The sequence below is a fragment of the Microbacterium sp. Mcb102 genome (assembly GCF_024519805.1).
In the GTDB taxonomy this organism is placed as follows: Bacteria; Actinomycetota; Actinomycetes; order Actinomycetales; family Microbacteriaceae; genus Microbacterium.
Genome location: NZ_JALJRG010000005.1, coordinates 190,359 through 204,246, shown reverse-complemented (window position 1 = coordinate 204,246; position 13,888 = coordinate 190,359). Strand labels below are relative to the sequence as shown.

General features: G+C 69.7%; 14 protein-coding genes. 8 read left to right on the top strand and 6 right to left on the bottom strand.

From position 1 onward, the window contains the following. The first annotated feature begins 113 nt into the window (after positions 1 to 113). Positions 114 to 1,613, top strand: a complete 1,500-nt coding sequence (locus OC372_RS14335; protein ID WP_262002466.1) for a hypothetical protein — start codon at positions 114 to 116, stop codon at positions 1,611 to 1,613. A gap of 31 nt (positions 1,614 to 1,644) precedes the next feature. Here the strand turns inward: OC372_RS14335 and OC372_RS14330 are convergent, their stop codons facing one another. Then, on the bottom strand, positions 1,645 to 2,703 hold the full coding sequence (locus OC372_RS14330; protein ID WP_029264132.1) for a LacI family DNA-binding transcriptional regulator: 1,059 nt from the start codon (positions 2,701 to 2,703) through the stop codon (positions 1,645 to 1,647). Between the two features lie 60 nt (positions 2,704 to 2,763). Between OC372_RS14330 and OC372_RS14325 the strand changes: the two genes are divergently transcribed. Then, positions 2,764 to 4,002 (top strand): MFS transporter, encoded by a 1,239-nt coding sequence (locus OC372_RS14325; RefSeq protein ID WP_262002465.1) that lies wholly within the window; start codon positions 2,764 to 2,766, stop codon positions 4,000 to 4,002. Positions 4,003 to 4,006: 4 nt separating this feature from the next. On the opposite strand, the gene OC372_RS14320 is transcribed toward OC372_RS14325, so the two are convergent. Together OC372_RS14320 and OC372_RS14315 are read right to left on the bottom strand one after the other, a co-directional pair. Then, positions 4,007 to 4,654: a response regulator gene (locus tag OC372_RS14320; protein ID WP_262002464.1), complete on the bottom strand. Its 648-nt coding sequence runs from the start codon at positions 4,652 to 4,654 to the stop codon at positions 4,007 to 4,009. After that, positions 4,651 to 5,847, bottom strand: a complete 1,197-nt coding sequence (locus tag OC372_RS14315; RefSeq protein WP_262002463.1) for a sensor histidine kinase — start codon at positions 5,845 to 5,847, stop codon at positions 4,651 to 4,653. Before OC372_RS14315 ends, OC372_RS14320 begins: the two co-directional genes overlap by 4 nt. Positions 5,848 to 5,963: 116 nt before the next feature. On the opposite strand from OC372_RS14315, the gene OC372_RS14310 reads away from it, so the two are divergent. Both OC372_RS14310 and nucS read left to right on the top strand, forming a co-directional pair. After that, on the top strand, positions 5,964 to 6,851 hold the full coding sequence (locus OC372_RS14310) for a GAP family protein (protein ID WP_105711438.1): 888 nt from the start codon (positions 5,964 to 5,966) through the stop codon (positions 6,849 to 6,851). Positions 6,852 to 6,907: 56 nt separating this feature from the next. Further along, the gene (gene nucS, locus OC372_RS14305; protein WP_029264137.1) at positions 6,908 to 7,603 is read left to right on the top strand and encodes an endonuclease NucS; all 696 of its coding nucleotides are present in this window, start codon (positions 6,908 to 6,910) and stop codon (positions 7,601 to 7,603) included. A gap of 27 nt (positions 7,604 to 7,630) precedes the next feature. On the opposite strand, the gene OC372_RS14300 is transcribed toward nucS, so the two are convergent. Further along, positions 7,631 to 7,942, bottom strand: a complete 312-nt coding sequence (locus OC372_RS14300) for a hypothetical protein (RefSeq protein WP_029264138.1) — start codon at positions 7,940 to 7,942, stop codon at positions 7,631 to 7,633. A 143-nt stretch (positions 7,943 to 8,085) separates the two neighbouring features. On the opposite strand from OC372_RS14300, the gene OC372_RS14295 reads away from it, so the two are divergent. Next, entirely contained in the window at positions 8,086 to 8,751 is a 666-nt protein-coding gene (locus OC372_RS14295; protein ID WP_105711439.1) for an HAD hydrolase-like protein, read from the top strand. Between the two features lie 137 nt (positions 8,752 to 8,888). Here the strand turns inward: OC372_RS14295 and OC372_RS14290 are convergent, their stop codons facing one another. Further along, complete coding sequence (locus tag OC372_RS14290) at positions 8,889 to 9,095, bottom strand: cold-shock protein (RefSeq protein WP_017203899.1); 207 nt, start codon at positions 9,093 to 9,095, stop codon at positions 8,889 to 8,891. 567 nt (positions 9,096 to 9,662) lie between these two features. Here OC372_RS14290 and OC372_RS14285 point away from each other — a divergent pair. From OC372_RS14285 to OC372_RS14275, 3 genes are read left to right on the top strand one after another with little or no spacing between them, the layout of a single operon-like run. Beyond that, positions 9,663 to 10,487, top strand: a complete 825-nt coding sequence (locus OC372_RS14285) for a shikimate 5-dehydrogenase (RefSeq protein ID WP_258134216.1) — start codon at positions 9,663 to 9,665, stop codon at positions 10,485 to 10,487. Between the two features lie 32 nt (positions 10,488 to 10,519). Beyond that, positions 10,520 to 12,358 carry a substrate-binding and vWA domain-containing protein gene (locus OC372_RS14280; RefSeq protein WP_262002462.1) on the top strand — a complete coding sequence of 613 codons (1,839 nt, stop codon included), beginning with the start codon at positions 10,520 to 10,522 and terminating at the stop codon, positions 12,356 to 12,358. Between the two features lie 7 nt (positions 12,359 to 12,365). Further along, positions 12,366 to 13,370, top strand: a complete 1,005-nt coding sequence (locus OC372_RS14275; protein WP_105711441.1) for a hypothetical protein — start codon at positions 12,366 to 12,368, stop codon at positions 13,368 to 13,370. On the opposite strand, the gene OC372_RS14270 is transcribed toward OC372_RS14275, so the two are convergent. Next, entirely contained in the window at positions 13,348 to 13,830 is a 483-nt protein-coding gene (locus tag OC372_RS14270; protein WP_262002461.1) for an SRPBCC family protein, read from the bottom strand. The genes OC372_RS14275 and OC372_RS14270 overlap by 23 nt on opposite strands. Positions 13,831 to 13,888 lie beyond the last annotated feature (58 nt).

Sequence of the window (13,888 nt, the reverse complement as noted above, 5' to 3'; positions counted from 1 at the left end):
CGGCTCCCTCGAGGGTCGTCGGCCTTGCGGCCAGGCGGGGGGTGTCATAAGTAGTTTACCCGGGCGAAGACTCCACTCGGTCCGCAGGAGTGTGATCGTGCAAGAGTGGTCGCATGCGGCGGGTCTGGGTGCGGGAGCTGGCCGGGTGGTTCGGCGCCCTGGCGATCGCGGTGATGACCGCCGCGCAGGTCGCATCCTCGGCGCGCTCCGACCTGCTGTTCCGCGACGGGGATTCCCTGATCGTGGCCATGTTCGGGCAGTCGGCGCTTTCCGGTGAGCCGCTGGACTGGGCGATGTCGAGCGTGCTCTTCCTCCCCGAATCCGCGGTGTTCGCGGGGCTCGACCTGCTCCTTCCGGTCGATGTGAACAGCCTGCTCGCGATCAATGCCGTGATCAACATGCTCGCCCTCTACGGAGCACTTCGGCTCGTGGCCGGTCGGCGGAGAGAGGACCGTGCACCCGTCGCGTGGGCTCTTCTCGGACTCGCGGCCTTCTGCGCCCTCGCCGTGACCGAGGTCTCCGCATCGCGCGATGCGCTCGAGCTCGCGTCCCTGCAACTCACGACGACCTACTACTCGGCGACCGTGGTCGCGGTCGCGCTCTCGGTCGGTCTGGTGCGTCGCGCGCTCGACCGCGCGTCCGGGATCGTCGGTCTCCTGGTCGCGCTCGGCGCCACGGCGGCCCTGTCGACCCTGTCGAATCCGTTGTACGCGGCGTGGGCGGCGGTTCCGATCGCGGTGCTGCTCGCACTGCTGACCATCCGCTCGCGGCAGCGGTCGCGCTTGACCCTGCTCCTCGGTGTGCTCCTGATCGGCACGGCTCTCGGCTTCGTCGGACGCATTCCACTTCGGGCATGGATCGCCAACACGGGCGCCGGCTACGTGCAGCCGGCGCGATGGGCCGATTCACTCGGCTACTACGGCGGACTCGCGGCAGACCGCCTCTCGACCCCCGGCGGGGTGTTCGGCTGCCTGATCGTGCTGGTACTCATCGTGCTCGCGGTCGTCCGCACGACACGCGCCGCGAGTGAGGGTTCGCGCTTCGTCGCCGCCGTCGCCTGGCTGATGCCCGTTCTCGTCGTGATCGGCGCGATCGCGCTCGGCACCCACGCGGCCCGCTACCTGCAGCCTGTGGTGTTCGCGCCCGTTCTGGCCCTGGTCGCCCTGCCGCGCGCGGGGTGGATGCCGCTCCGCCCCCGGTCGCTCGTCGCCGCGATCGCCGCGGTGCTGCTCGCGCTCGGCGGCATCCTGAGCATCCCGCGCCTCGCTGCGGCCGCCGAGGTCGCCGACCCCGACCTCACCTGCGTGACCGACTGGGTCGACGCGTCCGGCCGCACCGGGGCCGGTCAATTCTGGACCGTACGCCTGCCGAAACTGCACCTCGACGATCCTGCGCAGCTCGTGCAGGTCGATCATGAGCTGCGCGGCTATGCCTGGTTGGTGAACCGTCGTGACTTCGACGTCGGAGAGGTGACGTTCCTCGTGGAGGATGCGCAGACGGTTCCCTGGAACCTGCCCGCACCGGCCATTCCCGACGAGGTGATCGACTGCGGCCGCTACCGCATCCTCGATCTCGGCGACACGGCGCTTCCGCTCGGCCCGCAGCGCAGCTGACTGTGGCCGCCGCCGGGGCGGAGGGCGGAGCTCAGCGTGAGGCCGGGCCGGTGGTGGTGCCGACGCGGAACCGACAGGTGAGATGCTGCGTGATCCCCGGTTCGCCTCGCAGCATGCGGGCGACCTGCTCCCCCGCCGCGCGGCCCTTCTCGACGGCCGGCTGCACGCTCGTCGTGAGGGTGAGGTCGCCGAGACCGTCCAGCGCGATACCGTCGAAACCCGCGACGGAGAGGTCTTCGGGGACGCGGAGTCCCTTCTCCTCGGCCGCGCGGATGACCCCGACGGCCAGCAGGTCGCTCTGGGCGAGCACCGCGGTCGGCCGGGTGGCGGGGTCCGCGAGCAGCATCCTGCCGACGCGCACGCCTTCGTCGATGAGGCTGCCGGATGCCGAGATCGCCGGGGCGTCGGGGAACACCTCCCGGGTGCCGGCCAACCGGTGGACCGTGACGTCGACGGTCGCGTTGGCGAGACGTTCCGGTGTGACGGCTGCACGCTCGCGGTCGCTGTCGAGCGGCAGGGTGACCAGGGCGACATCGCGGTGGCCGAGGTCGCGCACGTGCTTCGCGATGTCGGCGGAGGCCGCCGCGTTGTCGAGCGTGACGCGCGGGATCGCCTCTCCGGCGTCGCCTTCGATCACGACGACCGGGAGCCCCCGGCCGACGACCACCTCGAGGGATGCCCGTGTGCGTCCGGAGCAGCCGATCAGCACGACCGCGTCGACGGGGGCATCGGCGATCGCCGTGCCCTCCCCCGGCTCGTCGCGCATCAGCAGGATGCCGGCGCTGAGTTCGGCGAGTCCGTCGGTGAGGCCGTCCATCATGGCCGTCGTCACGGGGTCGAGGAACGCCGCACGCAGATGTCCTTCGAGCACGACGGCGACGATGCCGCTGCGACCGCGGCGCAGGGAGGCGGCGCGGGGATCCGGTCCGGCGTAGCCGAGCTCGGCGGCCGCGGCGAGTACGCGCTCGCGCGTCGCGGGGGCCACCTTGGCCTTGCCGCTGAAGACGACCGAGGCGGTGGACGTGGCCACGCCCGCCTCGCGTGCGACGTCGGCGATCGTGGGCCGACGCGGCGTCTCCTGACTGCTCATGCTTCGAGGATAGCTCGCTTCCGCTCCCCCGGGTCGAATCGATTCGATAGGCTGTCCGGCATGGAAGCAGTCCTGACCCGTTCGCAGTTCGTCCGCTGGCGCGCCGCGATCTTCGCCATCTTCCTGGCGAGCGGCCTCTCGATCGCGACCTGGGCGTCGCGCGTGCCGGGGATCAAGCAGGCGCTCGAGCTCGACAACGCGCAGGTCGGGATGCTGCTTCTCGGCATGGGTGTCGCCTCGATCATCGGCATCTCGACGAGCCCCGCGGTGATGGCGCGCACCGGCGCCCGCCGCGGCATGCTGGCGGCGATGCTCCTGTTCGCGCTGGGCATCGCACTCGTGGGCCTCGGCGCGACGGTGTTCGGCTCGGTGGCCGTCGTCCTCCTCGGCATGGCCCTGTTCGGATTCGGCAACGGCTGCGTCGACGTGATGATGAACGTCGAGGCCACCGCGATCGAGCAGCAGATGGGCCGCACGATCCTCCCCGTCTTCCACGCCTTCTTCAGCTTCGGAACCGTCCTCGGCGCCGGCATCGGCGCCCTCGCCGCCCACCTCGCGATCGATGTCGCGACACATGCGGTGACCATGGGCGTGCTGATCGCCGTGATCGCGGTGGTCTGCTTCTTCCAGGTGCCGGTGCGTGAGGCCGCCCTCGACCCGGAGGATCACGTCAAGCCGCCGTTCCGCGAGCGCATGCACACCGCGCTCGAGGCCTGGCGCGAACCCCGCACCTACCTGATCGGCGTCGTCATGCTCGGCATGTCGTTCGCCGAGGGCGGCGCCAACGACTGGATTGCGCTCGGCACCGAACAGGGTCATGGTTTCGCCGAGGGCACGGGAGCCGTGTCGCTCGCGGTGTTCTCCATCGGGATGACGACGGTGCGCCTTTTCGGCGGCCCGCTCGTCGACCGATTCGGACGCGTCGCGGTGCTGCGCATCCTCGCCGTCGCCGCGGCATCGGGGATCCTGCTGTTCATCCTCGCGCCCACCTTCCCGCTGGTGCTCGTCGGCGCGGCGCTCTGGGGCATCGGGGCCTCTCTCGGCTTCCCTCTCGGCATGTCCGCCGCCGCAGACGACCCGGCCAAGGCGGCGGCTCGCGTGAGCGCGGCCGCCACGATCGGCTACATCTCGTTCCTCGGCGGACCGCCCGTGCTCGGCGTCATCAGCGAGCACATCGGCCTGCTGAACACCCTGTTCATCCTGGTCGCCCTGGTCGTCATGTCCGGGCTGTTCTCGGGCGCCGCCCGCCCGCTGCGCGACGACGAGAAGACCCCGGCGGAGAGCACAGAGCAGCGCTGAGCGCTCAGCCCTCGCGGCTTCGCACGATCGCTGCCGCGTGCGAGCGGCTGCGCGCGCCGAGCTTGGTCAGCACGTTCGACACGTGCGTCTTCACCGTGGGCACCGAGATGCGCAGCCGTGCCGCGAGCTGCGCATTCGACCACCCCTGCAGGATGCCGTCGAGGACCTCCCGTTCGCGAACGGTCAGATCGGTCCGCTCCGCCGTACTCGCTGCCGGTGACGGCGCCGCCACGCCCTGGACCACTGCGGCGAGCGCGCGACGCGTCACCCGAGGGTCGAGCGCGCCCTCTCCGGCAGCGACGGAGCGCACCGCCTGCACGAGCGCGGGCGCATCGACCGTCTTGAGGAGGAAGCCGACCGCACCCGCGCGTATCGCCCCGAGGACGAGCTCATCCTCATCGAAGCTGGTCAGCACGAGCACGTCGCCGAGTCCGCGCGCGACGATCTCCCGGGTGGCGGACACGCCGTCTCTGCCGGGCATCCGCAGATCCATGAGCACCACGTCGGGGCGCAGCGCGGCCGCGTTGCGCACGGCGATGTCGCCGTCCGCCGCCTCGCCGACCACGGTGATCCCGTGCGCCTCGAGCATGATTCGCAACCCCGCCCTGATGGCGCCGTGATCGTCGGCGAGCAGCACGGTCGGCGCGCTCATACCCGCACCTCGAGCGGAAGCCGGCCCTCGACCGACCATCCGTCCGGGGCGGGGCCCGCCGTGAAGAATCCGCCGAGCGCTCCCACGCGCTCCCGCAGCATCTGCAGGCCCCAGCCTTCGCCTCCGTGCGCGGCCGCGGCGCTGGCCACACCTCCACGGGACCGAACGCGCACCTGGACCTCGGCGTTCCTCTCCACGATCTCGATGTCGACCTCGGCGCCGCCCGCGTGCCGGATGCAGTTCGTCAGGGCTTCCCGCACGATGCGGACCACGGCCTGTTCTGCGGCGGCTCCGAGCTCCGGCACGTCCGGGGCGTCGAAGCCGACGACGAGCCCCGCACGCTCGGCATCGCGCACGATGCCGTCGAGATCAGCCCAGCGCGGTGTGGCCACGAGGGCGCCGTCGCCGCGGCGGAGCACCGAGATCATCGACCGCAGGGCTCCATGGGCATCCAGGCCCGCATCGCGCACGGCCTGGAGCGCTTCGCGGTCCTTCGTCTGGTCGGGCGTCGTGGAGAGAGCAGCCTCCGCTCGGATCGCCATCGCCATCACATGACCGGCCACCACGTCGTGCAGCTCGCGCGCCATCGCCTCGCGCTCGCGCTGCACGGCCTCGGCGCGGTCGCGCTCGGCGACGGCCGCGGCGTCCTCCGCGCGCTGACGGTGCAGCTCGGCCAGCTCGTGCGCCTGGGAGACGGCGACCGCCCACCAGTAGTCCGTGCCGAAGATCGCGCCGAACTGCACCCCGATGAGGAAGGCGACGGCGAAGGGCATGTCGGTGAAGAGCCAGGCGACGATGAAGAGGATGACCGTCGAGGCACTGAGGAGCACCAGCAGAGTGCGACGACGTCGTGGGCCGGCGAGGAACACCGCGGTCCACAGCACGTCGAGCAGCACGAAGAGCGTCCCGATGCCGCCGACCGTGAGGAGGTCGGCGACGAAGAGGATCGTCACGATGCCGAGCACGGTCATCGGCAGGCGTCGCTTGACGAGCGCGAGCGCACAGGCCGGAAGCGCGAAGGCGAGCGCCCACCACGGCGACACCGGCCCCGACAGGAGGGAGAACGAGCCCCAGACACCGCGGAATCCGAGCGCGGCCATCACGACGGCGAGGAGCGCCATCCCGGCGGGGTCCGCCCACCCGCGGTGCCGGCGATACCAGGCACCGATGCCGCCGTCGACCTGCTCGTGCATGACCTCATGCAACCACGGCACGGCTGGGGTCGCATCCGTCGAAGGGATGAGGAGCGCACGACGAACGGTACTTTCGCCCGATCCGCCGCCGCCCCCGCCCCGGCGACAGTGGAGCCATGGAACTCTTCGGCGGGCTCCCGCTCCCCCTCTCCCTCGCGCTGCTGGCGCTGATCGACGGGCTCAGCGTCGGCACACTCCTCATCCCGGTCTTCCTCCTGCTGCACCCCGGGCGGGTGCGCGCAGGACGCATCCTCCTCTACCTCGTGACGATCGCGGCCTTCTACCTCGCCGTCGGCCTCCTCTTCCTGTGGGGGCTGGTGAACCTCGTCGATGTCGCGTCGGGCTTCCTCGCGTCACCGACCGGCCTGGTCGTCCGCCTCCTCGTCGGAGCCGCGCTCCTGATCACCGCGTTCGTGATGCCGACGGGTGATAAGCAACCGGAAGGTGCCTCCGCTGTCCCCGCGAGTCCGGCCGTCGCGCCGGCGCAGGTCTCCCCGTGGACGGGGATGCCCGTGCGCGATGCCCCTGCTCCGGCGACGCTGACACCACCTCCGCCCTCCCCGGCCGCAGACCAGGCCGGAACAGCGACCGTCCGTCCCGGCCGCATAACACGCTGGCGTGTGCGCCTGCTCGATCCGCGCACCCGCGGCACCGCCGTGATGGCCGTCGCGATCGCCGCCGGGGTGGTGGAAGTCGCCACGATGCTCCCGTACATCGTCGCGATGACGATGCTCGCGGATGCCGCCGTCGACACCCCGCTGCGCGTGCTCTCACTCGCGGGCTACTGCGCCCTGATGATCCTGCCGGCGATCGTCCTGCTCGTCCTGCGCATCGTCGCCGCTCCCCTCGTTCAGCGCCCGCTGGAGCGCTTCGCGGCGTGGATGGAGCGCACCGGCGCGGAGAACACCGCCTGGATCATCGGCATCATCGGGTTCCTCATCGCCCGCTCCGCGGCCACCGAACTCGGACTCTTCGACGCACTCGGCGGCTTTCTCGGCAACTGATCGCCACGCAGCCCGACGCGGCGACCAGAAGGACTTCGACGAAGTAGGCTCGACGGGTGCGTCTCGTCATCGCCCGCTGCTCGGTCGACTACACCGGTCGGCTCAATGCCCATCTCCCGCTCGCCACGCGTCTGCTCGTGCACAAGGGAGACGGGAGTCTGCTCGTGCACTCCGACGGCGGCAGCTACAAGCCGCTGAACTGGATGAGCCCGCCGTGCTCGCTGTCGAGCGAGGAACCGGGCGAGGAGGAGGCGAGCGCCGGCGTCGTCGAGGTCTGGCGCGTCACCCACAAGAAGACGGGCGATGCGCTGCGGGTGCAGATCTACGAGATCATCCACGACACCTCCCACGAGCTGGGCCTCGATCCGGGACTCCAGAAGGACGGCGTCGAGGCCGACCTGCAGCGGCTGCTCGCCGAGCAGGTGGAGCGCATCTCCGAGGGCGCGACCCTCGTGCGCCGCGAGTATCCGACGGCCATCGGCCCGGTCGACCTGCTGGTGCGCGATGCCGACGGCGCCGCGATCGCGGTGGAGATCAAGCGCCGCGGCGACATCGACGGCGTCGAGCAGCTGACCCGCTACCTCGAGCTTCTCGGCCGCGACCCGCACCTCTCCCCCGTGCAGGGCGTCTTCGCGGCACAGGAGATCAAGCCCCAGGCCCGTGTGCTCGCCGAGGACCGCGGCATCCGCTGCCTGGTGCTCGACTACGACGACATGAAGGGCATCGAGTCGGGCATCCCCCGCCTGTTCTGAGCCTCTGCCGTCTGACCCCCGCACGGATCAGCGAGCCGCCATCAGGCGCGGCGTCGGTCCCTCGAGCCGAGCGACCGCGATCTTCACCTCGGTCATCTCGAGCTCGACAAGACGGAGCCGCTGATCGACCCGGTCGAACCGTTCATCGATCCGCTCGAACCGTTCATCGACCCGTTCGAAGCGGCGGTCGATGCGATCGAACCGCAGTTCGAGCTTCACATCCTGCGCTTCGAAGCGCGCGTCCATCCGAGTGATCATCCAGCCGAACCCGCTGACGATCGCGACCAGAGTCGCCGCTGCTGTCGCCAGCATCGTGATGACTTCCACCGACACGTACATTCCCCCATTCTGACCTGCAACTCCGCTCTTGTCACGACCTTATATGCGGACATTGCGCTCTCACATAAGGTGTGAACAAGCTTTTTCGGAGCACAGCTGTGCAGGAGGAATGGCCCTCGCCGCCGGGCCCATAGGCTGGAGGCATGCCCCACTCCCCCTATTCCTGCGTGCTGTGGGACGTCGACGGCACGATCATCGATGCGTCCGTCGGCATCCTCCGCCGACTGAACGTCGCCCTCACCCATTTCGGACGGCCGGCGCCGACGCGTGAGGAACTGGTGCACTGGATCGGGCCACCCATGTTCCAGTCGTTCCAGGACCAGGCGGGCATGACCCCCGAGGAGTCCCGCGAGGCGGTCACGTTCTATCGCACGCTCGGCAAGGCCGACGGCTACACCACCGATGTGGCCACGTACCCCGGCGTCACGGACCTCATCCACGAACTTGCGGCGGCGGGCATCCCGCAGGCGACGGCCAGCTCGAAGCCGGAGCACCAGGTCGACGCACTCGTCGACCACTTCGGCCTCCGCCCGTCGTTCCTGACGACCGTCGGCGCCACACCCGATGAGGCGACGCTCGCCTCGAAGACCGACATCGTCGCCGAGGCGCTGCGCCGGCTCCGCGAGCTCGGTGCCGACACGTCACGACCGGTGCTCATCGGCGACCGGCACCACGATGTCGATGGCGGCAAGGCCAACGGCGTCCCCGTGATCTTCGTCGGGTGGGGATTCAGCGACGCACACGAGGGCGACGAGGCCGAGTTCCGTGTGACGAGCGTGGCCGAGCTGCGCGCTCTCCTGATCGACTGACGCCGGCACCGGCGACCCGCGCGCATCCGGCGGTTGCCGTGCCGGCACATCGGAGCGACCCATCAGAAGCACAGAACTCCCCGCCGGATGACGCCATCATGGCGCTCCGGTCGGGGAGTACGTGTTCCCGGCCCGTCTCAGACGGGGCGGATGTTCTCTGCCTGCAGGCCCTTCGGACCCTGTGCCACATCGAACTCGACTCGCTGGTTCTCTTCGAGAGACCGGTAGCCGGATGACTGGATGGCGGAGTAGTGCGCGAAGACGTCAGCGCCTCCGTCGTCGGGGGAGATGAAGCCGAAGCCCTTCTCCGAGTTGAACCACTTGACCGTGCCCTGGGTGCTCATGTACTGCCTGTTCTGCTGATGAAGAAGCCGACGCAGGGGTGCCCCGACATCGCTAACGCTAGTGGAGGAGCCCCCGAGCGGAATAGCCGCTGCAAGAAGGTAATCCAAATGTTGCACGAGCGGCACACGGCCGTCATCCGGCGGATTCCCGGGGCGCGCGAACGCACGACGCCCAGAAAATGGTGTGGCCCTCACCGCGGGGGGAGCGATGAGGGCCGAAGACGACCGGAGGGTGCGTCAAGAACAGCCTAACTCCTTTTCGGAGCGCTTGTCCCCCTTTTGGGGGACAAATCCGAAAATCAGTGCGCGGAGGGCGATAGCGACCCCCTCGAGCGGTCCATTGGGGACTGAACCACTCGAGGGGGCCCAATCGCATGCACGGATCGTCTTGCCCCTGGGGTGGGCCGTTCGTCTCCTGGGGAGAGACGAAGACGATCAATCCCCGTGTGCATGCACTTTCACCATAGGGGAGGACGCACCGTCTCGTCACGGACCTCGTCCTGGTGAGATCGCGAGGTCAGCCGCCGCTCGCCCGGCGCCGAGACGACGCGGAGGTAGCCTGATGCGGTGACGCTGCTCAACAAAGACATGACGCTCTGCATCTCGCTGTCGGCGCGGCCGAGCAACAACGGGACGCGCTTCCACAACCACCTCTACGAGGCGCTCGGACTCAACTGGATCTACAAGGCCTTCGCTCCGATCGACCTCGCCCAGGCCATCGCCGGCGTGCGCGGACTCGGCATCCGCGGCTGCGCGATCTCCATGCCGTACAAAGAAGACGTGATCGCGCTGGTAGACCGGATGGACCCCTCGGCGACCGCGATCGATTCGGTCAACACGATCGTGAACGATGCGGGCGTGCTCACGGCGTACAACACCGACTACTCCGCGATCGCGCAGCTGATCGCGCGCAACGAGCTGGATCCTGCTGCCTCCGTGTTGCTGCGGGGCTCGGGCGGCATGGCCAAGGCGACCGCAGCCGCCTTCCGCGACGCCGGCTTCGCGAATGTCACCATCGTCGCCCGGAACGAATCGAACGGGCGCGCGCTGTCCGACCTGTATGGATTCCACTGGCGAGCGGACGCGTCCGATTCGACGGCGGACATCCTCGTCAACGTCACCCCGATCGGCATGGCCGGCGGTTCGGAGGAGCACGCCCTGTCGTTCTCGGAGGCGGCGATCGCTGCGGCATCCGTCGTCTTCGACGTCGTCGCACTGCCCGCGGAGACACCCCTGATCATCGCGGGTCGCGCCGCCGGCACGACCCTGATCACCGGTGCCGAAGTCGCGACCCTGCAGGCGCTCGAGCAGTTCGTGCTCTACACCGGAATCCGTCCGAGCGCGGCGCAGGTGCAGGCGGCCGAGGAGTTCATGCGCGCCGGAACCGCGTGATCGGGAGCCCGATACATCGGTACCCTTGGCGCATGAGCGCGCCTCGCACCGCACGAAGGACCACCATCCGCCGCACACCTGCCGCCCTGGCCACGGCGGCGATCGTCGCACTGGTGCTGGCAGCCTGCACGGGTGGGGGAGAAGAGCCCGCCCCCGACGGCAGCCAGGGCTTTCCCGACGACGGCTGCACGCACATCACCGTGGCGACCTCGTCGGAGAAGGTCAACATGCTCGACGAGCTGGCGGCCGCGTTCAAGGACTCCCCGGAGCACGAGTCGCTCGACACCTGCGCCACCGTGCGGCCGACGAACGTCTCGTCCGGCAACGCCGCCCGCTACCTGACATCCGGCGAGGACTGGCCGAGCGACGACCGCGCACTGTGGCCCACCCTGTGGTCGCCCGCCTCCACGGTCTGGACCGACCGCGTCGCGGCGGCCGCCTCGCAGAACCTCGTCGGCACACCCGCATCCTTCACGCGGACTCCCGTCGTGTTCGGTATGCCCGAGCCGATGGCCAAGGCGCTCGGGTGGCCGGACAAGCCGATCAGCATCACCGACCTCGAAGGCCTGTGCCAGGACCCCGACGGCTGGGGGAGCGTGGGCAAGGACATCTGGGGCGACTTCAAGATCTCGAAGACGAACCCGAACACCTCGACCACCGGGCTGTCGACCATCCTGATGCAGTCGTACGAAGCGTCGGGCAAGGCGGAGGGGCTGACCTCGGCCGATGTGGATGCCGCGGCCGACTTCTCCCGCGTGTTCGAGGAGTGCGTGATCCACTACGGCGACACCACGGGCAACGTGCTGTCGACCCTGTACGACGAGACGCAGAACGGCGCCAACGGTTCGGCCTACGTCTCGGCAGTCGCGCTCGAGGAGACCTCGCTGCTCAACTACAACAAGGGCAACCCCGACTCGCACACCGTGCAGCCGGGAGAGACCCTGGTCCCACCGAAGACCAAGCTGGTCGCGGTGTACCCCGCGGGCGGGTCGATGTGGTCGGACAACCCCGTCACCGTGCTCGGTGCCGACTGGGTGACGCCGGAGCAGCGCACGGCGGGTGAGGCCTTCGCCGCGTTCCTGCAGACCGAGGCCGCGCAGACGATCCTTCCCGAGTACGGCTTCCGTCCGCTCGACGAATCGGTCCCCCTGGGCGACCTGTTCACCGCGAACTTCGGTGTCGATCCCGCACAGCCCGCCGTGACGCTGCCGAAGCCCGAGGTCGACGTGATCTCCACCGCGATCGACCAGTGGACGCAGGTTCGCAAGCCCTCATCGGTGCTCGAGCTCATCGACATCTCCGGCTCGATGGACGAGCCGATCGGCGACGGCCGCTCCCGGCTCGACGGGGCGATCCAGGGCGCCCAGACGACGCTCGACCATTTCCGCTCCACCGACGAGGTCGGCGTCTGGGCGTTCACCACCGGCGTCTCGTCCGACGAGGGCGAGAACATCGAGGTGCTCCGTGGGGTCACCCCGCTGGGCGCCGACGGCGAGAAGCTCGACTCCTCCCTCGACGACCTCCGCTACGCCGAGCGCAACGGCACACCGCTGTACGACGCGGTGCTCACGGCGTACGAGGCCATGAGCGAGCGCGCCGAGCCCGGACGGATCAACGCGATCGTGGTGCTGTCGGACGGCGAGGACACCGACTCGACGACATCCCTCGACTCGCTGATCGCGAAGATCGGCAAGAGCACGAAGGAGGGCGGAACCGATGCCCCGGTGCGGATCTTCCCCATCGCGTACAGCTCGGCCGCCGACACCTCGGTGCTGCAGCGGATCGCCGATGCCACCGGCGGCCAGATGTTCGACGCGTCGGACGCCGAGCGCATCGACCTCGTCTTCGCCTCCGTGATCAACAACTTCTGAGGTGGGAATGATCAGCTCCACGGCATCCGACCCGAGCGGGGTCACCGACGCGATCGCCGCCCTGCAGTCCGGCGACGTCTACGTCGCCCCCGGCGTGCAGGGGCAGTCGGCGATGACCGATGCCCTGTCGGCCGCCGTGCCGGGGGACCGGACGATCGCCGTCGTGGTGCTGCCGGAGGATGCCGACCTGGGCACCGTCTACCCGCTGGAACTGCTCGACCGGCTCAGCGAGCGAGTGCCGCAGACGACCGTCGTGCTCGCCGTGGGCGACGACCTGCAGGCGGGCTCCACCGTGATCGACAGCAACGACGTGCTCCGGATCGCCAACGAGAACGAGGCGGCGGCAGGCGGCAACACCCAGACCGCTCTCGTCGAGACCGTGCAGCAGATCGTCGAGGAGAATCCGTCCTCCCCGGGTGTTGAAGCCGGGGGAGGAACCGACTGGCTGCTGCCCGTCGTGATCGGCGGAGCCGTCCTGCTCGCAGCCGGCGGCACGGCGATCGGACTGCTCGCCCGTCGCCGTCGCACGCCGAAGACCGCGGTGGATCCTGTTCCTCCCGGCATCCGCCTGCGGGTGGACCGGCTGCGCGAGCTGCGGGTCGATTATGCGAACCTCCCGGGCAACCCTGTGGCCGCGGAGACGGCCGCGGGCATCGAGGCGCTCGCCTCCCACGTCGAGCAGCTGTTCGTACGACTCGACGCCAAGGCGGAGACCGACCAGGTCGCGCTGGCCGAGGCGGAGTACTCCGACAAGCTCGCCCGCCTCGTCGCCGCGCTGGAACGCGACTATCTGCTCGACCTGCTCACGCGGCCCGACCTGTGGGATGCACCGGAGGAGCGCGTCGCCGAGGTGCGCGAGGCACTGGCGGCCGTCACGACGCAGATCATCGACAACATCAAGCAGGTCAATGCCCGAAAGGGCCTGCTGTTCCAGGTGTCGCTCGACTCGCTCATCGGCCGCTCGGAGCTGCGCGACTGGGAGCGGCAGTTCAAGAAGAACTCGGGGGAGTGACCTCGCCCGACGCCCTGCCGTCGCCTCCCGCTCGGCCCTCGGCGAGGTAGGCGAGCCGGTGCAGCGTCTCGGCGTTGCGCCAGCGCAGCATCGGCGTCGTGAGGAAGCGGGGGATGAGTGCCGCCGGCCCCTTCACGGGTTCCTCGTCGATGCGCACCTGACAGCCCGACGCCGTCGTGCGCGCGTGCAGAGTGACTTTGGCCTCGCCCATCGGCCAGCCCCGGGCGATGAGCACCATCCGGCGCGGCGGCTCCCACTCCCGCACCTCGGTCCTGTCGTCGAGCAGCGCCGGCCACACGCCGAAGGAGTGGTGCAACTGCGCGCCGACCGCCGGCCAGGAGGCATCGACGTCGCGCATCCGCGAGGCACCGACCACCCATCCGGGATACAGCCAGCCGTTCGCGAGCACCCGGAACACGTCATCCGTGGTGCAGGCCAGGTCACGAGTGTTCGTCGCCATGGTTCCTCCGTCCGCGATCATCCTGCACGCCCGCGGCCGACCGCAGAAGACGCTTGAC